At 36.3% G+C, this 20,033-nt stretch carries 22 protein-coding genes and 1 pseudogene; 1 reads left to right on the forward strand and 22 read right to left on the reverse strand.

Annotated elements, in window-relative coordinates; genetic code table 11:
* The coding region (locus B5D47_RS10360) for an IS3 family transposase (protein WP_143592693.1) at positions 1-500 on the forward strand (500 nt) is incomplete at its 5' end.
* A gap of 51 nt (positions 501-551) precedes the next feature.
* On the opposite strand, the gene B5D47_RS10365 is transcribed toward B5D47_RS10360, so the two are convergent.
* The 22 genes and pseudogenes from B5D47_RS10365 to B5D47_RS10450 form a co-directional block, all read right to left on the reverse strand.
* Positions 552-1,367 carry a type I restriction endonuclease gene (locus B5D47_RS10365; RefSeq protein WP_078931776.1) on the reverse strand — a complete coding sequence of 272 codons (816 nt, stop codon included), beginning with the start codon at positions 1,365-1,367 and terminating at the stop codon, positions 552-554.
* Positions 1,364-2,725 carry an ATP-binding protein gene (locus tag B5D47_RS10370; RefSeq protein WP_143592695.1) on the reverse strand — a complete coding sequence of 454 codons (1,362 nt, stop codon included), beginning with the start codon at positions 2,723-2,725 and terminating at the stop codon, positions 1,364-1,366. The genes B5D47_RS10365 and B5D47_RS10370 overlap by 4 nt, the downstream gene beginning before the upstream one ends.
* Positions 2,726-2,838: 113 nt before the next feature.
* Entirely contained in the window at positions 2,839-3,576 is a 738-nt protein-coding gene (locus tag B5D47_RS10375; RefSeq protein WP_078931778.1) for a hypothetical protein, read from the reverse strand.
* Between the two features lie 12 nt (positions 3,577-3,588).
* Positions 3,589-3,957, reverse strand: coding sequence for an ATP-binding protein (locus tag B5D47_RS11555; RefSeq protein ID WP_200806580.1), 369 nt, complete (start codon positions 3,955-3,957; stop codon positions 3,589-3,591).
* Positions 3,929-4,402: an AlbA family DNA-binding domain-containing protein gene (locus B5D47_RS11560; RefSeq protein ID WP_200806581.1), complete on the reverse strand. Its 474-nt coding sequence runs from the start codon at positions 4,400-4,402 to the stop codon at positions 3,929-3,931. The genes B5D47_RS11555 and B5D47_RS11560 overlap by 29 nt, the downstream gene beginning before the upstream one ends.
* Before the next feature lie 161 nt (positions 4,403-4,563).
* Positions 4,564-5,652, reverse strand: coding sequence for a hypothetical protein (locus B5D47_RS10385; RefSeq protein ID WP_078931779.1), 1,089 nt, complete (start codon positions 5,650-5,652; stop codon positions 4,564-4,566).
* Between the two features lie 11 nt (positions 5,653-5,663).
* Positions 5,664-6,995 (reverse strand): restriction endonuclease subunit S, encoded by a 1,332-nt coding sequence (locus B5D47_RS10390; protein ID WP_159443528.1) that lies wholly within the window; start codon positions 6,993-6,995, stop codon positions 5,664-5,666.
* Positions 6,992-7,237: a winged helix-turn-helix transcriptional regulator gene (locus tag B5D47_RS11945; protein WP_407701156.1), complete on the reverse strand. Its 246-nt coding sequence runs from the start codon at positions 7,235-7,237 to the stop codon at positions 6,992-6,994. The genes B5D47_RS10390 and B5D47_RS11945 overlap by 4 nt, the downstream gene beginning before the upstream one ends.
* A pseudogene (locus B5D47_RS11325) lies at positions 7,232-8,008 on the reverse strand (Fic family protein); the annotation flags it as partial. The gene B5D47_RS11945 and the pseudogene B5D47_RS11325, both read right to left, overlap by 6 nt.
* 9 nt (positions 8,009-8,017) lie before the next feature.
* A complete protein-coding gene (locus B5D47_RS10395; RefSeq protein ID WP_143592698.1) occupies positions 8,018-10,420 on the reverse strand; it encodes a type I restriction-modification system subunit M in 2,403 nt (800 codons plus the stop codon).
* 22 nt (positions 10,421-10,442) lie between these two features.
* Positions 10,443-10,658: a helix-turn-helix domain-containing protein gene (locus tag B5D47_RS10400; protein WP_078931781.1), complete on the reverse strand. Its 216-nt coding sequence runs from the start codon at positions 10,656-10,658 to the stop codon at positions 10,443-10,445.
* A 131-nt stretch (positions 10,659-10,789) separates the two neighbouring features.
* The gene (locus B5D47_RS10405) at positions 10,790-11,107 is read right to left on the reverse strand and encodes a hypothetical protein (RefSeq protein WP_143592699.1); all 318 of its coding nucleotides are present in this window, start codon (positions 11,105-11,107) and stop codon (positions 10,790-10,792) included.
* Complete coding sequence (locus tag B5D47_RS10410) at positions 11,058-11,915, reverse strand: plasmid recombination protein (protein WP_078931783.1); 858 nt, start codon at positions 11,913-11,915, stop codon at positions 11,058-11,060. Before B5D47_RS10410 ends, B5D47_RS10405 begins: the two co-directional genes overlap by 50 nt.
* A gap of 127 nt (positions 11,916-12,042) precedes the next feature.
* Positions 12,043-12,282, reverse strand: coding sequence for a hypothetical protein (locus tag B5D47_RS10415; RefSeq protein WP_078931784.1), 240 nt, complete (start codon positions 12,280-12,282; stop codon positions 12,043-12,045).
* Between the two features lie 12 nt (positions 12,283-12,294).
* Positions 12,295-12,504 (reverse strand): P-loop NTPase family protein, encoded by a 210-nt coding sequence (locus B5D47_RS10420; protein ID WP_078931785.1) that lies wholly within the window; start codon positions 12,502-12,504, stop codon positions 12,295-12,297.
* A gap of 66 nt (positions 12,505-12,570) precedes the next feature.
* Positions 12,571-13,029 carry a P-loop NTPase family protein gene (locus tag B5D47_RS10425; protein WP_078931786.1) on the reverse strand — a complete coding sequence of 153 codons (459 nt, stop codon included), beginning with the start codon at positions 13,027-13,029 and terminating at the stop codon, positions 12,571-12,573.
* A gap of 44 nt (positions 13,030-13,073) precedes the next feature.
* Positions 13,074-13,202: a hypothetical protein gene (locus B5D47_RS11810; protein WP_268811081.1), complete on the reverse strand. Its 129-nt coding sequence runs from the start codon at positions 13,200-13,202 to the stop codon at positions 13,074-13,076.
* Between the two features lie 353 nt (positions 13,203-13,555).
* Positions 13,556-14,608, reverse strand: a complete 1,053-nt coding sequence (locus B5D47_RS10430) for a Fic family protein (protein WP_078931787.1) — start codon at positions 14,606-14,608, stop codon at positions 13,556-13,558.
* A 388-nt stretch (positions 14,609-14,996) separates the two neighbouring features.
* Positions 14,997-15,521, reverse strand: coding sequence for a ParB/RepB/Spo0J family partition protein (locus B5D47_RS11715; protein ID WP_234970024.1), 525 nt, complete (start codon positions 15,519-15,521; stop codon positions 14,997-14,999).
* 12 nt (positions 15,522-15,533) lie between these two features.
* Positions 15,534-16,871, reverse strand: a complete 1,338-nt coding sequence (locus tag B5D47_RS10440) for a tyrosine-type recombinase/integrase (RefSeq protein ID WP_078931788.1) — start codon at positions 16,869-16,871, stop codon at positions 15,534-15,536.
* 367 nt (positions 16,872-17,238) lie between these two features.
* The gene (locus B5D47_RS10445) at positions 17,239-18,642 is read right to left on the reverse strand and encodes an ATP-binding protein (protein ID WP_078931789.1); all 1,404 of its coding nucleotides are present in this window, start codon (positions 18,640-18,642) and stop codon (positions 17,239-17,241) included.
* Positions 18,643-18,796: 154 nt separating this feature from the next.
* Entirely contained in the window at positions 18,797-20,032 is a 1,236-nt protein-coding gene (locus B5D47_RS10450) for a Wadjet anti-phage system protein JetD domain-containing protein (protein ID WP_159443529.1), read from the reverse strand.
* Position 20,033 lies beyond the last annotated feature (1 nt).

Genomic DNA, 20,033 nt, shown 5'->3' on the forward strand with positions numbered 1-20,033 from the left:
ATCAGGTATGGTCAACGGATATCACTTACATAAAGCTTTCGACAGGAAATGTTTACCTGATGGCAATAATCGACTGGTTCTCAAGGAAGGTCTTAAGCTGGCGCGTATTCAACACGATGGATGCGCTGCAGTATGCAAATCTTCTGAAGGAAACAATCGAAGAATACGGCTGTCCTGCAATCTTCAACACAGACCAGGGAAGCCAGTTTACATCTGATGTTTTTATAAAAGTTCTTGTCGATTACGACATCCAAATCAGCATGGACGGAAAAGAGAGGGCTTTGGATAACATCAGAATTGAGCGTCTTTGGAGAAGTCTCAAGTACGAGGACATCTATCTTAAACGCTATGAAACAATGAAAGACTTGAAAGCCGGCATAAATGCCTACTTCAACTTCTACAACACGGCGAGGTTTCATCAGTCGCTGGATTACAATGTACCTGATGAAATGTATAAATGCTTCCAGTACAATGAACTGGAAAGAAAACGGGCTGCATAATTTTTTACACCTTAAACCTGTGAAAATTTTGTGTTGACTAAATAGCGCAGTTTACTGATTATAACGGCAGACCTTTTTAATGCCAGAATCATAGATGATAAAGTTATGAATTATGTCCAAAAGACGTTCTTTCTGAAAAATTCTGTAGCACTGCTTTTCGAGCAGGTTCAAATGTTTTGAGCAGGCAGTTTCAATCTCTTTATCTAAATCATCTTTGTCTTGCAGCTGGTCTGTAAAATTATCTTCCTTCCATTCAAGATAATATTTTTCTGTAGTTCCGCTTGTCCCATATCGCAAGCCTTCACTGTCATTTGCAGCGGCGCAAATCTGAACAGTAGAGAAAAATCTTTGAATAAACTGTTCGCGCTGATTTGTAACATTCTGGCGGATGCCGTCAGCAACACTTACAGTACTTTTTTTTAATTCCATTACCGCAACTGCAATGCCGTTTATATAAAGAACAATATAAGGACGTTTTTCGACATTACCGTTTACGGTTACTTCTTCCGCAATGTAAAAATTATTTTTCTCCGGTTCTTCCCAATTTATAAAATAAACCGTCTTTGGAGATTCTCCAGGATGCTCTGCAAGTTTAAGACCGTATTTTAAAATTCGATAAACTTCTTTGTTTGTGTGGTATGGAGACTGGGAAAAGTCCGAAAGAATCTGATAAAACTTTGTTTGTATTGCATCAACAAAATCAACCGAGAATCCCGAATCATACAAAAATTTCTTCCAGTCACCCCAGCGAATGTTGTAGTTTTGATCTTCCGACAGATTGCCCAGATATTTATAGCCCAGTTCTTTTTGAAAGAATGTAACAATGCGGTTTTGAGTCTCGCGTTCAGGGTGAGCTGATTTTGTCATTTGGATTCCTCCTGGTTACAATAATGGGTTTTATCAAAATTCTGTAGATATTTTTTTAGCATAAAGCAGCAGAAATAAGGAAATGTATAAAACTTACCATTGAATCCAATGTTTTTTTTGCAAAGTTTTATTCCATAATGAATATCCGCATATTTTTCTTTCTCAATCAAATTACAAAGTGATTTTGTTGCATTGTCGCTGGCTTTAACTTCTACAGGAATCAAACCTCTCATATCCCTCACAAAAAAATCCATCTCCAAAGTTGATTTTTCATTCTTAAAATAATAAAGACCATACCCCTGTTTTACAAAAGCATCTGCTATTATATTTTCATAGATTGCGCCTTTATAGGTATTAAAGTTTCTATTCTGCCTGAAATCAATCTGAGCCTCTTCATCAAGAGAGGCAATCAAAAGACCTGTATCACGCCAATAAATCTTATAATCATTCGGTTTGTAATTTCCCTTAAGTGGAAGCTCCGGACTTTCAAGACAATAACAGATATTAATGATTCCGGCATCATTCAGCCAGTCTATTGTCCCAATGTATTCTCTGTTTCTAGCGCCAGGAGCAACTTTTGTAATTTGGTAACGCTTGTTTTCTTTTGCAAGAAAAACCGAAATATGATTATAAACATTCTTAAGCTTAGCCTTATCAAGCCCGAATGCATATTTTGTAATGTCATCTTCGTAAGATTTCAAAATCTGCCGCTGTTCCTGCAATGTACCGGAATAATTTTTATTGGTGATGAACATATCTACAACCTTAGGCATTCCACCCAAAGTTGTGTATTCCATAAAGTTTTCCATCCATACATTGTATTCAAGTTCGCCAAAAGGAGCCTGATTTATCATGTGTTCCAGAATGCTGTCTATTTGTTCCTGCTTATAACCTTTCGCCCAAAGGAATTCTTCAAAATCCAGTGAATACATTTCATAATCAGTTTTATAACCTACACTGACAGAAGTAATTTGATTGTAATTGATGCCCAAAAGTGAACCAGAGCAGATTACATCATATCTGCCGTCAATCTTAAAAAACTTAAGGCTTGTAGTGCAGTCAGGAAAAACCTGAATTTCATCAAAAAGAATCAATGTTTCATTTGGTATAAAATTCCAGTCTGGCCTTAAAAGAGTGATTTCCCTTATTATAGATTCCGGTGAATATCCATTTTTAAAAACCGTTTTAAACTGCGGATCTGTAATAAAATTGATTTCGATATAGTTCTTGTAAGACTTTGCAAAATTCCTTACAGAAAAGGTTTTTCCGATTTGCCTTGCACCTTTTATTACAAGAGGGAGCCTGTCTGGATTGTTTTTCCACTGAATCAAATAATCATCTACTTTTCGCCTAAGCATAATGACATTATAAACCCACTAATCACATTTTTCCAGTGTTTTTTGAGGTAAAAATCACATTTTTCCTGACATTTTAAGGGTAATTTTCACATTTGTTAAAAAATGTGGGATTTTTAATAACTCAAGTCAATAAGTTCGATTAATGTTTTAGGAATATCCTGTTCTTGCCATCGGGTAGTTAGATAGGCCTCAAAGGAATTTTTATTCATATATGATGCAAATAAATGTTTATGAGTTTCACGATGTTCATTATCAGTATTATCTAATAAATCAAATATTGGTTTAAAAATATTTCGAAAACGTTTATTAATAGCTTCAAAATACTGACATTCTAATTCTGGACGTTTTTTAATTTGGTAACACTTGCCATTTTCAATATAAAAATCATCAAGTTCTGTATTAAACCATGTGTTGTCGTTTGAAATTGGAAAACTGATTTGGGCGATTTCCTCAGAATATAACTGACGTACTTTTTCTCCACGTTTTAAATAATATGCAAGTTCATCTATTACTTCCATTTTTGATATTGTTATAGGATTTTCAGAATGTTCGTTATATTTTATTTCAACAGACAAATTATTTATAAAATCTTTCATTTCAGCAAACAATATTGAGAACTCAGTGTTGTATTTGTCTTGTTTGGAATTCTTAGAGTCTATCTGCAAAGTATAAATGACAAGAATAACAGATAGAACAGTAAGCACAGGCGTAATTATAGTTGTAAAAATAGTACATCTCATTTCTATATTTGACTTTTGATATTTAGATGAAGAAAGCTTTTTCGCAAGGCCAAAAGAAAATGCAAGTGCAATTAAAAATAAAAAAATGATTACAATAGTCAGTATTGTCATAATGATATCTCCTTATTGTTTTACAATCTCCCAGTATCCAGACTTGTCCGAACCGACACGCTGAATCGCGCCGATTTCCACTAATTTTGCCAAAGCTCGTGTTACCGTGGCCCGTGACATTCCAATTTTTTCAGAAATCTTTTCTTTTGATAAATTAGGATTATCAGCAATAACGGCAAGAACCAATTTTACAGGCTCATTTGCCTTGAACATCATCATAATATCATTTGGATGAACTGTATATTCCGGCCCGGCAATTCCATATTCCTTACAAAGATTGCAAATCTTTTCAATGCCGCGGCCCCAGCTTTCTATAAAGCCCGCTCTAAAGAATGTATTCGCAATATCCGGGTTATGGGGAAGTGAGCGATGTTTTTGCATTAAGATCCTGATTCGAAAGCTTCAAGTCATCTTTACTCATTCTTCCGCTACGAATGGCTTCACGGTGGAAAATATCAAAGCTTTCTTTATTAAGGTCTTCAACGCTCACATTTTCAAGCGGAACAGAATCCCAGTTTTTACCAGTCTTACGCAAAAGAAAATTAGTCAGTGCCGAACCTTGCAAAAGCTGTTTTGTGCTGCCAGTCCTATAATGATACTCCCCCTTGTAATTTACAGAATAAGGATTTTCTTCAACAGTGATTTTTATAACATCAAGTCCATTCTCAGTAATCAAATCCACATCAACAATCAGCCCAAGAGCATCACGAACTTTATTGGGAATATCTTCCATAGGTTTCTTTGAATCAGCAAGGCCACAAACAGAACCGTCATAACGCTTACCAATATAAAGCACACCGCCCTGAGCATTTGCAAAACGTCGCAATCCGCTTCGCGTCTTGCTAAACAAGTTTTGACAAGCAAAACTCGCCAAACATAATCGGATGTTTATTGACACTTCTTCTAAATTTAGGAGATAGGCAAGAGTGCCAAGATTCTTTGTATTCGATTAACTGGGATTCGGACATTTTTTGACACTCCTGTGGTTTAAGATTTTACATAGCACTTTGATAATACATTAGGAAGTTTTTTATAGTTATTCAAATTATACTCTTGAATACATTTTTTTATTTTAGCACCCTCTTCTTCCTCATAATCACAAATCATCATTGTTGTCGTAGTTATAGCATCATGAACCACAGGATCATTCTCAATAGTTTGTATTGATGCTGAATAAAAATAATCCTCAGAATATTTTAGAATTATATATAAAAGTAATTGAAGTCTTTCTTCCTGACTTAAGTTACTATAATGTTTTGCAAATTGTGAATATCTTTGGAAATGCTTTTTGTAAAACACAATAATATAAGTATAATCTTTTTCAGGAAAAACACATACATGCATATCCTGTAAATCATATTTTTTATCAGTATTAAACACATCATTAATTATTTCGCCATCAAAGCCTGTAATAAGCGAAATACTTCCCTGAAAAGCAAAAGGACATGTATAGTCAAGTTTTCTATATTCTACAATTCGATAATATCCATTTGTATTGGAGTTCAAGAGTTTTTTAGTATCGTAAATCGCTTTAAAAGAATCCTTTTTATCTCTATCACCAGGTTTCAAGACCGGCTCTAATAATGCTGAATTTGGCAACTGCAAGTTTTCTAACATCTTAGGGAATGCTTTAGCCTCCACAGCTTTTTTATAATAAAATTTCAAATAATTCTTCAGAGCAATTTGGTGCAACACTTTATCAGGAGGATTTTTGTCTGGATATTTTTCAAAGGTTTCATATTCTTTAAATATTTTTTCATCACAATCTCTGCATATTAGCCTAAAAGTTCCAGCCTCATTAACTCCTTTATCATCATCAACAGCAGGAATCTTTACTAATCCATTAAAAATTTTTACATCTCCATTTATGGCAATAGCTCTTAAACATCTGGCTGGTACAGAATGAGAATTACAAAATGGATTTTTTGATGAATTGCAAATTAAACAGTTATTAGGTTTTACATTTTTTTTAGCAAAAGATTCACCCATAGAAAGAGCTTTATGAAAATTTATATTCTGTTCCTTTGGTAGTGCATTTTCTGGAAATAATTCTTCTAATCTAAAAATCTCAGTCATATTCTTCCTCCTTACACCAACCTAATCTTCCCCGTGAGCAATTGTTGCATCATGGCGGTTTTGAGGTTGCGATATTTTTCTAGTTTTGTGTTTAAGGTTTCTATTTCTTTGTCCATGCTGGAAAGGACATTGGCGATGGCGGTTTGTTCTTCTTTTGAAGATGGCTGGATTATTAGAGTACTTGCTAATGTATCTGAATTAATTGAATCAAAAGTTGAACCAGTAGATGTTTTAGACCAAGAATCTTCAATAAAAATAAGATAATAATATAAGAAATCTGAAATTCTTTGTATTGCACAAACACCTCGACCTAAACAACAATCAAAAGTTGCTTTTGCAACATTTCCGACCGGGGCTCTAACAGTAAAAATAACATCACCTTTTCTTGCAGTTTTAGTTATATGTGTTGTATAAAATCTACAAATAGTTTTGCGATTTGATATATCTGCATTTCCTTGAATTAGAACCATTCCTTTCTGAGTATTATAACAATCAGAGTTAGGTGATTGTCCCATAATAATTGTCGAAATTTCTCCCAATGTTTTCACCTCCCAATCTTCGGGTATTTCTCCCAGTTCGGTTTGTTTCATTTTAGCTGACAAACGGATTTGTTCAGGACTAACGTCCTTCACTTCTTTTGTGTGAGTACCGTTAGGTACAAACAAATCTGTTTGTTTATTACCAAAACCTGGGAGGCGTTTTTTGCCGGTGAGGAGATTTTGCATTGTGCCCTGTTTGATGTTCTTTTTCTTTTGAATGAGTTTTTCTGTTGTGGAAATAAGTGCATCTACATCGGAAAGGGCTTTTGCGATTCGTTGTTGTTCTTGTATAGATGAAGGTATATTGATATAACAAGTTCGGACATCTTCTTTATTTAATTTTGGTTGAGCAGAAGACGCTGCTTTTGAAATCAATTGATTATAAACAGCTCCATGAGAAAAAGCATAATATGCAAATGTATTATCAATTTTTTGATTAAAAAATTTAATTAAAAACATGTTAGGGCCCAAGGTGCCTCTAAACATTAGATTTTCTGGATAAATAAATGAAAATCCAGCATAGGCTCCAACATTTGCTAATAATAATTCTCCTCCATGTAAAGAAGATTTCTTTAAGAAATCATATGAATATTTTGAAACATAAACTCCTTCATTAGTAAAATTCGTTCTAATATCAGTTAGCCTAATCAAACGTGCATATGAAGGATATTCTAAATAACGTACATTTCTTGCTAAACTTTCAAATGAACCATTTGCTGTATAGTCAGTTAAAATATCTATTAAATCTCTTAGAGTATGTTCCTTCCAATCATCAGGAATCAATCCAATTTCTGTCTGCTTCATTCGTTTACTCTCCATTCGCCGCCTTTTGCTCCGCCTAGCCGTTCAATCATTTTTGTTTCTTTCAGTTTGTCGATATGTTTTTGGACGGCACTTGGATTTATGCCCAGTTCACTGCAAAGTTCTTTTCTTGAGATTTTTGGATTCTGTTTTATTAATTCTAAAATTTTCAATGTGGTTTCTGACCACTTTTTCTGACCACCCACGCTTATTTTCTGACCACCTTTAATGTCGTCAGATTCCATCGAAGCCTTGTATTCATCTATCTGCTTCTGCAAATTATCCACATGATGATTCATCATAAAATCTATGAAATCCTTTGAAGCATCTTTTTCCTGACTTTGCGCAAGGCTCTGGATGTATTCGGCTCGTTTTTCTTTTTTTACGATTGAAGGAATACAGCCGGCTTCATACTGAATCATGTTCATGACAAGACGGCTCATTCTACCATTACCGTCTGCCCACGGATGAATTGAAACAATGCGGTAATGAGCTTCAAAACTGAGTTCGTAGAGTTTGTGAATGTCGTTTTTATCAACAACCTTTCGTTCAGCATTGAGCCAGTCACAAAATTTCTGCAGTCTGTCAGGAACCTTCTGCCAAGCAAGATAGGATTTCCCGCCTCGTCCCGCACTTACATTCAAAAGCCTCAAGTCCCCCTTTGCAGAAGAAAAGTCTCCGCCAATCGTTTTATAAGTGGAGCCGGTATTTTGCATGACAAGGGCGGCAAGGCTACATAAAAGTTCGATTGAAAAGTCTGCGTGGGATTTTGCATAAATAAAACTCTGCTCATAGGCCTTTTTTAAATCGAGGTTCATCAGCTGTTCCGCCATAGGCTTGTTCGTGCTGATTCCCTCGTCGAACAAAAGCTGATTTTCTATTTCGGTAACAGTTGAGCCTTCTATTGCAGTTGAATGGGTGATAATTGAATACAGATAGAATTTTTCATAATCAAGCTGCTGATTTATTCCAAGAGAAAGATACTCGTTCACTGTTTCAATTAGATTCTGCTTCATCATCTGCTCCTACAACTTAAATCCCATCTGAGCAAGATGAGCGGAAACTTCTTTTTCTTCTTCTGCGAGTTTTTCGGTGAGTTCTGGCAATGTGTTTTCGTAACGCTCGTAGAGTTCAACTATCCGTTTTGTAAGATGATTTGCAACTGTTACATAAAGATTCTGGATTCCCTGGTCAATTGTTTTGTACCATTTGCGGTTTACAAGAAAGTCTGTTATTTCTGAATCGGTAAAAGCGTCGTAGCGTTTGCGACAGTTTTCGTCCAGCTTCTTTTTGAGGTCGGCAATTGTTTTCTTTTGTGATTTTATAGAAGCTTCATAAGCTTTGCACTTTTTAAGGATTTCAGGCTCCTGCGAAAGTTCATCATCTTCAGCGACATCGACGCAGTTTTCTTCTACAAATTCTTCAAACTCGCTTTCTGTCTGACTAAGTTTTTCTTCTGCTTCTTCGATTGATTTCTGTTCTGATTCAAAGAAGGCATCAAGAACAATCTGCTTTGGAATAAGGCGGCCTTCCCAGCCGATTACTTTTGGCTCCTTTGGCTTTTTTTCTTTTGCGGAATCTTTCTTTGCTTTTTTGCTTTCTTTTGGTTCTTCCTTTATATCATCAGTTATTTTTGCAAGCTTGTAACCAAGTTCATCCTGAATAACAAGAAGGACATCATCATTCATTGTTTCGTTCCAGTAAGCAAGAAGCACCTGATAAACATCGTATTTATCCAGCAGTTCGAGTTTGGTGAACTTAGAAAGAATTTTTTCTGAAAGTTTTAGGATGATTTCTTTGTTTGAATCTGATGGCTTTAGATTTGTAAGAATTGGATTTGCAAATGCCTTCCATTCTTCAAAGGCTTTATTTACCTTTTTGTTGTATTCAAGAAATTCTGCATTTTCTGTGATTGTCTTGTGAACATCATCTTTTTGGATGAGAAGTTTGTAAAAACCTTTTCGTCCTGTGTATTCACCGAAGATTTCTTTTTTTAGATTCGGGAAGACATTCCAGAAGTGAGGAATATTGTCTATATCTTCCTGAGGGATTCCGCCGTAAAGATGCGCCTCGATGCTCTGCAAATCTTCTTTTTCGCTTGAATCGATGTAACGAGGAATGTTCAGATTGTAAGTGTTCTTTTCGATGATTTCTGCAAAAGGAACAAAACGGCTGAAGCCTGGAACCTCGGTCATTGAATTAAAGGTTGTTACAATTTTGTAAATATCCTGCTCGCGAAGACGGTTTTTGTCTCCATCTTTTATAAATCCGTAGCTGGCATCAATCATAAAAATGCCGGTGCGGCTGGCAGTATTTTCTTTGTCGAGCACGATGATACAGGCTGGGATTCCAGTTCCATAAAAAAGGTTTGCAGGAAGTCCGATTATTCCTTTAATAAGATGACGGTCGATTATGTTCTTGCGGATTGATTCTTCTGCATTCCCGCGGAATAAAACTCCGTGGGGCAGAATTACGGCAGCCTTACCAGTGTTGTTCTTCATGGATTTGATGATATGCAAAAGCCATGCGTAGTCTCCGTTTTTCTCTGGAGGAAGTTCGTCATAATCATCAAAGCGGCCATAAGGCTTTAAGCCGTCCATCCAGTTTTTCATGCTGAATGGCGGATTTGCTACGATGTAATCGAACTTTCGGAGCTTGGTGTCATCATTATCATCTTTATACCATGGATCAGAAAAAGTGTTGTCTGAATGAATCTCTCCGGAAGGAATGTTATGAAGGACCACATTCATTTTTGCAAGACCGGCGGTGGAAATATCTTTTTCCTGACCATAAATTGCAAGCGGAAATGGAGCTTCATTTGCGGCGCGAATCAAAAGTGAACCAGAACCACAGGCCGGGTCATAGATTGTAGCATCTCTGTTTTTGCAGTTTGAAATATCTATTACTTTTGCAAGAATGCGGCTTACTTCGGCAGGTGTATAGAACTGTCCCTTGCTCTTTCCGCTGGCAGTAGCAAAGTTTCGCATAAGATATTCGTAAGCATCGCCGATAAGGTCATCATCTTCTGCCTTGTTGTTCTTAAAATCAAGCTCCGGCTTTTGGAAAATGGCAATAAGGCCTGTAAGTTTGTCCACCATTTCATCGCCCTTGCCGATTTTTGATTCATCGTTAAAGTGAGCGTTGTTTATGATTCCTGTAAGGTTGTTTGCTTCTGCAAGTTTTGCAATCAATTTGTCTATTTCCTCACCGATGTTCTTATTTCCCTTTAAGGCAACAAGGTCTTCAAAACTTGCTCCTTTTGGAATTGCGATTGCACCGTAAGGGTCATCTTTATATTTGTCTGAAACATATTTTACAAACAGAAGAGTAAGAATGTAGTCTTTATATTGAGAGGCATCCATACCGCCGCGAAGCTTGTCGCAGCTTGCCCAAAGTGAACTGTAGAGTTGCGATTTTTTAACTGCCATTTATTTCCCCAAAAGAATTATCTTATTTCTTATTAACTTCATTTATCACGCAAATATCCCCAATATCACAATTAAGAGCCCTGCAAATTTTAGCAAGACTGTCCATTGAAACATATTCGCCTTTATTCAGTTTGGCCAGAATATTTGTTGAAATTCCAGCTAGAGGGATTAAGTCCGTTTTGTTTTTAATTCCTTTTTCGATGAGCCGGATCCATAGTTTTTTATAGTCTACCTGCATGGATAATCATTATACCATATTTTTTTGGGATTTTTGTTAAAATAAATCACGATAAGTCAAAGTTTCTTAACTTTGATACTAAAAAAACACTGGTATCCTAAAAGAATACCAGCGTTATAAGCAAATCTATTTTATCTCTCCCATTCCCGCTCTCTCCGCTGTTTCCTTTCCGTTTCCCGCCCCAGTTCAAATTCCCTATACCATGGGCTTTTCTGCACCCATTCTTTTACGTCTTTGCAGCCATGTTCTGCAACAACTCCGGCAATCTTACGAAGCAGTTCCGGGGTCGCACTTTCGAACATCTGGCTTATCTCAGCAGTTCCGAAAAAGTGTTTTTTACCGTAGGCTGTCTGTTTTGTGTATTCGTTCAACGTATGGTCATACTGCTTAATCTGGCTGTCATATCCATCTTTTGATTGCCTTATTTGAATTTGCAAAAGCTGCAACAAACAAATCGACTATCGGATCCAACTGTTCATCACGATAAGTGTTCTGAGCAGCACGGCATCGCTCCTTGGTCCATTCCTTGAAGTTCTGAATACTCGGCATAAGTTCTTCCCACTTGGAGATTTCTTCAAGGACATCGATGTTCTTTTCGGTCAGCGCAGAAAGAAGTGTGAAAACCCTATTGCACAGGAGATCTTTCTCTTTTTGAAATTTCTCAAGAGTCTTTCCGACTTCATCTCTTGGCTTTGGCGTATCTTCAATTTCAAGGCCATGAGAGCGAGCGATAAAAATCCACTTTTCACGACATATTTTATCAAAGGTGATTTTGGGATTATTCTTCTTGCTGATTTTCTTTTCGGGATCTGGTGGCAGAATTCCGGCTTTAAGAAGGGCTTTGGTCTGATCTGTTGTAGTAAGTCCTGTATCTTCGTCCTTACATGGCCATGCTCTGCGCAGATGAAAATGAGGGGCTCCCACTTCATCCTGATGCATTGCCCAGTTCAGAATGAAGAAAGGCTTTCCGTGTTCTTCGTTCCACTTGTTCAGCCACGTTAAATATTCCTCAAAGCAGGATAGGGAAACTTCAACTTCAGGATACTTTTCCATGCGGCCAATCTGTAAAATTTGTTCTTCCGGAGCATGCATGGTTTTCTTTCGCCATTCGTCCATGGTTACTACACGTTCCTTGTGACGACTTTTGATGTAGTTCTGATTTGTCTGTTCCAGCTGGGGCGCCAAAGGTTTCTTCGTAATATTTGAGCTCGCCCTGATCAAAACTGATTTCCATACCTCACCAGGACCAGATGACATTCTTGTCTGATTTATCTTTTGCAATGTGTTCAGGATTTGAATCAAAGTCCCGGTCAATGTGTCGTGATGAAAAAGCCTTTTTGTCAGTTTTGCGCTTACGGCCTGAGTTCATCGTACAGCGCATTTTTCACTGTGGATTTGTTTTGTAATCTGGATTGAAGCCATAATCTCCACCAAGTTCCTTAAGCTGATGCAAAATGTTTCGAAGCGCCTTTACATCATCTTTTGCATGATAGGCCTTGTGGGAATCAAAAAGATGATTGTCCCGCTCAGGATCGTTTTTGAAGTCATGTCTGTTTACCGGATTTTTCCAGGCAGGCTCTGATATGCCGGCCGGCAGATTTACAGAGATTCTGCTATCCGCCATTTTGCGGATTTATCATGCGACCTTTCTTTTTAAGATACGGTAACTTTCTCCTGTAAACTCAATACTTGTGGCCGTCTCGCGAAGCCTGTCTACTACGGCTTCACCGAGATTTTTCATAAGTACTTTCTTTTCAAGATTTGAAATCACGATTGTTGGAAGCTGGTTGTCATATCGCTTTCGCAGAATGTAACTTAGGATTTCTATTTCCTTTTCACGCTTCAATGAACGGCTGACTTCATCAATTACTAGAAACTTTACTGTTGAATAATCGTTAAAAACTTCTTCTGTCTAGGGGGATTTAAAGTTCATACTGGATTCCACCTTGTAAATCAGATCTTCCATGCTGACATAGCGGCCCTGTGTGTCCCGGACTGCTGCAGTTCCAAGATGAGTTTTTCCGGTTCCTTTGGTCCCGGTCATTAGAAGAACTCCTTCATTGCCTTTCTGACTTACAAAATTACACACCTTCTGATAAATGCTTTTTTCAGTTTCTGTCCTGCATTCAAAGTTGAAAAAGGAACTTTCTGAAAATCTTGGCGGAACACCACTTGAATTACTTTTGTTCCAGTTTTTAATGTTACTCAGATTTGCGGCTATTTTTTCACGTAAACTTTTTCTTTCGTACTCAAAAATCTCTTTTTGTCGTCCTTCAAGTTTATCATCTGGTGAATATCCGCATTTTTCCAATGCAAATCTTTCATCCGTATCAAAACGGTTTAATTCATCAATTAAGTTTTGTTCTCTCATGTTGTACTCCGCGTGTTGTAAAAGTTTAAAGGGGCCAAATGGCACTAGAAAGACAGGTTTGCCAAAGTCTCTTCAGATACTTCATCACAGCCAGATTCCTGAACGGCCGTGAGCCGCCTTCCGCTTTTTGTAATTGGAGCAGGCTTTTCAATCTCCCTTAAAGCCCACTGCATGGAATTAAAGTCAGATCTGGGATTTGCTCCCTTGTCTGCTTTCCACTAAATAAAATATTTTTGAAATATTTTTTGAGAATGCATATTTATATTAAAAATTCATATATGTCTGAATTTATATATTTACTGTGCACATTTTTTCGTGAGGGGACGGAAGGATTTTTCATGAGGTTTAGGAAACTTTCTTCAAGACTCCCCGAAAATAACTGCAGGAGAGTAGTACGCAGATTTGCGTTTAAATGATTTTTGGACGATGGATTTTTAGAAGAGATTTAAAAGATATTTCAAAGAGCTTTGAGGGTAAATGAAAAAGGCTTCCAGTCTGCATCTAACAAACTGAAAGCCTCTTGTAATTACTTCTCTATCCAGACATAAGCTGTCGCAGAACTAGCACCTACTTTTTCAATAAGTCCTTCTTTAACTAAATCGGCTAAAGCTCTTTCTACAGTCTTTGTACTGATATCAGGACATTTTTCCAGAATTTCTTTTTTGTTTATCTTGCCTACAGTATTTTGTATCAAGCGTTTTACTCTTTCAGGCTTTGAAATCTTATTGTCAGATAAGTATTCAACACGACTTTCAAATTCATTTGATGCTTTAATCAAAATTCCAAGATAATACTTTACAAACGGTTCGTAAGTATTATTGCTTTCATGCCATTCTGTAGAACAATCCTGTAATGCTTCATAATAAGTTTCTTTTGATTCTTCAATCACCATCTCAATACTTATATATTTTCCGATAATGAATCCAGCCCGATAAAGTAATAGAAGTGTAAGCAGTCTGCTCATTCGTCCATTGCCGTCTTCAAATGGGTGAATGCATAGGAAATCCAATATGAACATTGGAATTAAAAGCAGCTTATCTGTTTTACTGTTATTCCATTCCTCCAGAAAACGTTCTGTCATAAGTCTCATGGCTTCTTCCGTTTCAAAGGCTGGTACTGGTGCAAATCTTACTTTCTGAATTCCATTTCCATCCGTTTCGGCAATAATGTTATCGCTGGATTTATATTTTCCACCAAAACCATTTTGATTGTATGAATATAAATCTCTATGAAGCTGTTGAATGATATTTGATGTAGGTGAAATATAATCATAGCTTTCATGTATTGTGGAAAGGACATCTCTATAACCAGTAATTTCCTGCTCGTTTCTATTGCGTGGTTCAGATTTTTTCTGCATCAATTCTTCCAGTCGCTTATCTGTTGTAAAAATTCCTTCAATTCTGTTTGATGATTTTGTACTCTGAATTTTAGCAATTTCAAGCAGGGTATTTAATTCATCTTTCTTTGCTTCTACAAATAACTGTTGGCGTCCCTTATGCTCATAAATTGAACTGAGAAGATTGACGATTTCAGGTGTAAGCAGTTTTCTTGCGTTTTCTTTATATTCAAAGTTATGCATTTTGTCCTCCGTAGTAATCTCTACCCCAAATAAATATTCTCTATGTCATATTACTATAAAATGACATAGAGACCAAGATAATGACATAGAGAAATTAAGTTTTACGCAATTCCAAATCTTTGAGAGATTCGAGCCACCTCTTCCTCAGAAAGATTAAACTTTTCAAGTTCCAGTTTAGCAATCCGCTTATCCTTCAGAATCTGACCTTTCTTCCGGCCTTTTTCCAGTTCCGACAAAACTAAAAGAACACCGAGTTTGAATGAATCATGATTCCTTTGCCTGTATTAGAAGTCTTTTCTTCGGAATCATCTTCTACAACTCCGACCTTTTTTCTGGCTTCTGCTGCCTTAATCATTTCATGTGCTTTATTGATGGATATACTGCCATTCTAAATTTTTTCAAGAAGGGCAGAGTCAGCCTTCTTTGCAATCTCACGCATTTTGCAAACCTGACGGGCAGACTTATTAAGCTGTCGTCCTATTGCCTCATCCGAGGAGCCTTGTACATTAGGATTTGAACGTCTGATTTCATCAAGTTTCAAAAATGCCGCAAAGTATTCTCCATCGGTAAGACGACGAGAGTTCAACTGCATCTTATACTCATATTCAATCGTTTCATCTCGACTATCAAACTTCTTTATGATTACAGGCACCTTTTCAAGTCCGGCTTTCTTTGCCGCCATAAAACGTGAATGTCCATCAACAATGATAAAAGCCTCAGTAACGATAATAGGCCTGGACTTATCAAATCCATTTGCCCTCATATCATTTGCAATTTCCGCAACCTTATCATTCTCCTGCTGAAACACGTTCTTGAAATCTCTGTCAAAACGAAGCTGTGAAACTTCAACCATCTTAATCTTGGCATTATCTTTATCATTTGTTTTTAAAGTCTTCTTACCAAAAATACCCATTTTCACTTCTCCTTATGCAATTTCTTTGTCCAGTTCTTCAAGCTTGCTGTTTAGCATGTTGATTGTTTCTTCATCTTCATTCTGGTCAATAAAGATTTTCTTCATAACGTTTCTTGCAAAATCAACAACCTTATCATCTTCAAGATGTGCAGCATAATGATTAAGCATGGCTTCGGTTTTGTGGCCAGAGAGAGCCATTACATAACGTTTATCTTTTACATAATCCAGCATTCGTGAACAGAAGAAGTGGCGCCAGGAATGGAAACAGATTTCTCTCGAGTTTTCATAACCAATGTCTTTAAGTGCGCGTTTGAGGTATTTATTAAACTGTTTACTGTCCATTGGTTTTTCAGGTACTGTGCTGTAGAAAATGAATCCATTATCAAAGGGATTAAAGTCTGCAAGCATCTTGAGTTTTAAATAAAGTTGATGGGAAATAGGAATAGGCACAGAACGTTCTTCACCGTTTTTACAGCATTTCAAACCATCGTATTTGGACCAGCTTTTGCGTACATAGATTTCATCATCCCCAAGATCATCAATTGTGAGAGCTTGGATTTCTCCGGCTCGCATTCCTGTGTGCATGGCAAGTTCATTTGCAATCTTTGCTTCGTCATTATCCCAATCAAGTTCCATCAGACGGTTTGCTGTTTCCATATCAATAATTTTGCGTTCTTTGCTCTGATTAGAACATTTGATAATTCCATCAAAACAATTGTTTTGTGTCAGGTCGTGATAGTAAGCCCACTTCATAGGAATTGTGATTGTTTCAATAATTGAGTTTACAGTCTTAGGAGCAAGCTTCTGGGCTTCATCGCTAGAGAAGAAAGCTTCAACATCGTTTCTTGTAATTTCACCAACACATTTTCCGGCAAGACGAGGAATCCAGTAAAGGCAGGTTCTGCTCATAAGTGTTGCACAATACTGACGATGGATAGACTGCTTCTTCCCGAGCTTTTCTTTTAAATAAGGAGATTTGTCATAATCCCAGAAGTTTTCGAGGAAGTCTTCAATCGGGATGCTACCTTTTGATGATTTAGGAACAGCAGAGTAGAGGTAGTTTCTTTCCTTCAGAATCTTGATGATTGTTTCAATGTCTTCTGTATCAAAATCTGCGGTGCGTAAATCATTGAAGAGTCTGATCTTATCAATGCTCTGAACTTTGGAGTCCTTGCTGTTTACTCGGACAGAAATGTTTCCGGTTACAATCCATTCCATAACCTTGCGTTCAGCTTCTGCACGGTTTTTGCAGCCAGTAGATTTGTTGTTGGAAAGACTTCCATCTGCAAGACGGATTTGAGCGTAATAAAAGCCAGTATGGGCTTTAAAAATTAAATAGGGCTTAGCCATATTCACCTCACTAAGATCGTAAACCTCTTACTTAGAGTATTTACTTAAATTAGTAATTTGAATCACGCTAAGCCCTACTTTATTGAGTTTAGTAGTATCGTAATTCCTTGTAACATAATGAGTTACAGCATAGCAGAGGCAGGACTCGAACCTGCGGCCTCCGGGTTATGAGGGGGACCTTGGGTACTCCTTACAACCTCACCTCGTATTATTATGCTTCAGATTGCTTGGATTCTATCGTTTTTGGGTCATTTTTGCAAGTTTTTACTACATAACGCTACAAAAAACTATAGATAACTTTAAAATTTGCTCAATATTGTTGCTCAATATCCTGACCTCCTGGCAACTACCCCGGAGGTCAATCCGATTATTCCTTATACAAATCTTTCAATTCATAAAGAATCAGCTGTTTTTTGTAAGCCTCATCAATTTCTTTATAACCGGATTTCGAGAAAAAACCATATTTGCTGCAAACTAAACCGGTGCTGTTTACCTGTTGAATTTCGTTCCAGATAAGGTTTTTATCTATTTCACTATCACGGAATTTTGCTTCGTAGAAAATATAACTGTTATCATTTTCGGTGACCACATCAAACTCACCGTTTTTGTGATTTGCTGGATCGTCATACCAATATTTTCCAATTTTCTCAAATGAGTCCTCTAATTCTCCAGAACGATTCTTACGAATCAAAAATTGTTTGCAAACCTGTTCGAAAGTCAGAGGTACATAATGCTCTTCAAAATCAGCTTCAATAAATTTATCATAAAAAACTTCTGAATCCATAACTGCAAGGCGGGAAAGATTTCTGTAAATATATTTGAAATAAAATAAAGTCAGCTGGTCCGAAATATAATAGCCGGCCTTTTTCTTGTTATTTTCATCGTTAATCGGAGATTCTTTTACAACGATATCCATGCTTATTAACTTATCAAGAACATCCACCAGAGTTGGTGAACTTGAAACCTGAGACTGGGAGAGGATATCTTTAAATCGAACAAATCCTTTTGCAAGAGCTTCAAAGACTTCATAGGCATTTTGCATTTTTGAAATTTCAGATTTCAGGTGCATCTGAACTTCATTTTCAAAACGACTGCCTGGACTTGCAATCAAATCAATTATATTCTGCTTAACAGTCTTGGATGAATCTATTCGCCTGTTGTAATAAGGAATTCCGCCAAAAACAGAATATAAACGAACCTTATCCTCGTCACTAAAATCCTGATAGAAGAGTGAAGAATCATAATAATCCATAGCCTTAAGATTCATGAATAAATCAAAACGACCAAAAAGAGGATTTTCTTCAGAAAGCAAAGACTTCATAGTTTCTACATAAGAACCGCACAGAATAAGCTTTAATTTTGAAGTGGATTTATTATTGTCGATAAAAGACTGAATTATGCTGTCCAGGCCTTCTACAACTTTCCGGATATAAGGATATTCGTCAATTACAACAATTAATTCTTTTTCTTTGGCTTGTTTATAGAGAAATGCAAGAGTTGATTCAAAGGTATCAAAGGCCAATGGTGGTAGACCAAAAGTTTCTGAAATAATTTCGCAAAGAGATTTAACATTATTTATTTCAGAAGTTTCTTTGCACTCATAATAAATTGAAGTTGTTTTTGTTCCTTTCAGACAATGCTTAATCAGTTCTGTTTTACCAACACGACGACGACCATAGATAAGGGCTGCTACATCCTTATCTGAATTAAAAAACTTTGAGATTGCTTTAATGTTTTCTTTTCTTCCAAAAAAAGGTTCATCTAGTGTCATTTAGAAACTCCTTTTACTCGATTGTATTCGACTCGGCTGTAACCGAGTAAAATTATAATACTAAAAGGAAATGCAGTCAAGGATGGGATTCTCATATTTCTGTTGCTAATTTTTGAGATGATTTATTGTAAATTAACAATTATTGCTGTTATGGTCATTTGTACTCTTCTTTCCAGCTGATTATTTCTTGTTCGAGTTTTTGATTATGTTGTAGCATATATTCCATGATTTCTTTATGGCATCCATTACCAATCAAGGCTTTAGCTTTTGAGATGTCGTTTTCTTCGAGTGCCTTTGCAAAAGCAGAATAAGTTTTGAGTTCCGTAATTCCCATTTTGTAAGGCTCAAAATTTATAAGAGTTTTTGAACGAAGATTTTCCAAAATATAAAAACCATCCGGGTCAATGTCGCCAAAATGAAAATAGTCTTTTTCTGCGTTTTGATTGTAGATTGTCTTCAAAAAGTTTTGCTTTGCGCTATTATGGTAGCCCGAGAGAAAAATATAAAAAGTATCATCCTCGTTGATTCTATTGAATGAAGTCAAATTTTCAACAGTCATTATTTTAGAATCTGTTATTTCAAAAGAAACAATTTTTCTGATTGAGGCGGAAGAAATGCCAAGCGGAATATCTGAACAGATTTTTGAAACATTTCCGTTTTCAAAAACTATTGTCCCATTGCCCTTGAAATACACATAAGAAGGGTTTGCAAAAATACCGCATTCTTCAAGAATTACTTTATTAACTTCTTTTTCATCGGCACAATTTTCAATTAAAAAATCAAAATAACCGCTCTTTTTCAAAATGCGTAAGACTTTTGTTTTGTATTTTGATTCCCATGTTTTTGAATTTGATAACACGGAAATCGAAAGTTCTCGTTCCAAAATTTCATTCTTGTTTTGTAAAATAAAAACTAAAAGTGCAAGTATATCTTTTGCCTCGCTTTGAAGATATTCGGAATTTTTCCCAGATTCTAGTCGTTCGATTTGACTTTTGCAAAAATCCTTTATTATTTTGTGCACAGATGAATCATCAAAAAAAGTTGAGTAAAAATTTATTTCTTCTTTTATTCTCGTATTCCTATCTTTGACTCCAAGAATTGTTCGAATCTTGTTCCAATTTTCATCAGAGGAAATAGCTGTAATCTTTGAAACTCTATCCTGTTTTTTTGAAATAATGACAAGAGAGTTGATTTGCAAAATTTCTATATCGTTCTCAAAATCTTTTATTTTGTCGATATCTGTAAAATCATTGTTGTAATCAGGGAAAACTTTTTCTGGCAATATAGAGAATGATTGCGTAACTTCATTCTGACCGTCATAAGTTTTACTTGATTCATATTTTTTGAGAAGTAATTCCAGTATTTTCTTTTGTATTTTTGAATATGCCATT

This window comes from Treponema berlinense (assembly GCF_900167025.1).
GTDB classification, from domain to species: Bacteria; Spirochaetota; Spirochaetia; order Treponematales; family Treponemataceae; genus Treponema_D; species Treponema_D berlinense.

Excerpts from the sequence above, each read along its gene's own strand:
- B5D47_RS10365 (WP_078931776.1), bottom strand. The coding sequence starts at position 1,367 with ATGACAAAATCAGCTCACCCTGAACGCGAGACTCAAAACCGCATTGTT.
- B5D47_RS10370 (WP_143592695.1), bottom strand. The coding sequence starts at position 2,725 with ATGCTTAGGCGAAAAGTAGATGATTATTTGATTCAGTGGAAAAACAAT.
- B5D47_RS10375 (WP_078931778.1), bottom strand. The coding sequence starts at position 3,576 with ATGACAATACTGACTATTGTAATCATTTTTTTATTTTTAATTGCACTT.
- B5D47_RS11555 (WP_200806580.1), bottom strand. The coding sequence starts at position 3,957 with ATGCAAAAACATCGCTCACTTCCCCATAACCCGGATATTGCGAATACA.
- B5D47_RS10385 (WP_078931779.1), bottom strand. The coding sequence starts at position 5,652 with ATGACTGAGATTTTTAGATTAGAAGAATTATTTCCAGAAAATGCACTA.
- B5D47_RS10390 (WP_159443528.1), bottom strand. The coding sequence starts at position 6,995 with ATGAAGCAGACAGAAATTGGATTGATTCCTGATGATTGGAAGGAACAT.
- B5D47_RS11945 (WP_407701156.1), bottom strand. The coding sequence starts at position 7,237 with ATGGAATCTGACGACATTAAAGGTGGTCAGAAAATAAGCGTGGGTGGT.
- B5D47_RS10395 (WP_143592698.1), bottom strand. The coding sequence starts at position 10,420 with ATGGCAGTTAAAAAATCGCAACTCTACAGTTCACTTTGGGCAAGCTGC.
- B5D47_RS10400 (WP_078931781.1), bottom strand. The coding sequence starts at position 10,658 with ATGCAGGTAGACTATAAAAAACTATGGATCCGGCTCATCGAAAAAGGA.
- B5D47_RS10410 (WP_078931783.1), bottom strand. The coding sequence starts at position 11,915 with ATGTCATCTGGTCCTGGTGAGGTATGGAAATCAGTTTTGATCAGGGCG.
- B5D47_RS10415 (WP_078931784.1), bottom strand. The coding sequence starts at position 12,282 with ATGGCGGATAGCAGAATCTCTGTAAATCTGCCGGCCGGCATATCAGAG.
- B5D47_RS10425 (WP_078931786.1), bottom strand. The coding sequence starts at position 13,029 with ATGAGAGAACAAAACTTAATTGATGAATTAAACCGTTTTGATACGGAT.
- B5D47_RS11810 (WP_268811081.1), bottom strand. The coding sequence starts at position 13,202 with ATGCAGTGGGCTTTAAGGGAGATTGAAAAGCCTGCTCCAATTACAAAA.
- B5D47_RS10430 (WP_078931787.1), bottom strand. The coding sequence starts at position 14,608 with ATGCATAACTTTGAATATAAAGAAAACGCAAGAAAACTGCTTACACCT.
- B5D47_RS11715 (WP_234970024.1), bottom strand. The coding sequence starts at position 15,521 with ATGGGTATTTTTGGTAAGAAGACTTTAAAAACAAATGATAAAGATAAT.
- B5D47_RS10440 (WP_078931788.1), bottom strand. The coding sequence starts at position 16,871 with ATGGCTAAGCCCTATTTAATTTTTAAAGCCCATACTGGCTTTTATTAC.
- B5D47_RS10445 (WP_078931789.1), bottom strand. The coding sequence starts at position 18,642 with ATGACACTAGATGAACCTTTTTTTGGAAGAAAAGAAAACATTAAAGCA.
- B5D47_RS10450 (WP_159443529.1), bottom strand. The coding sequence starts at position 20,032 with ATGGCATATTCAAAAATACAAAAGAAAATACTGGAATTACTTCTCAAA.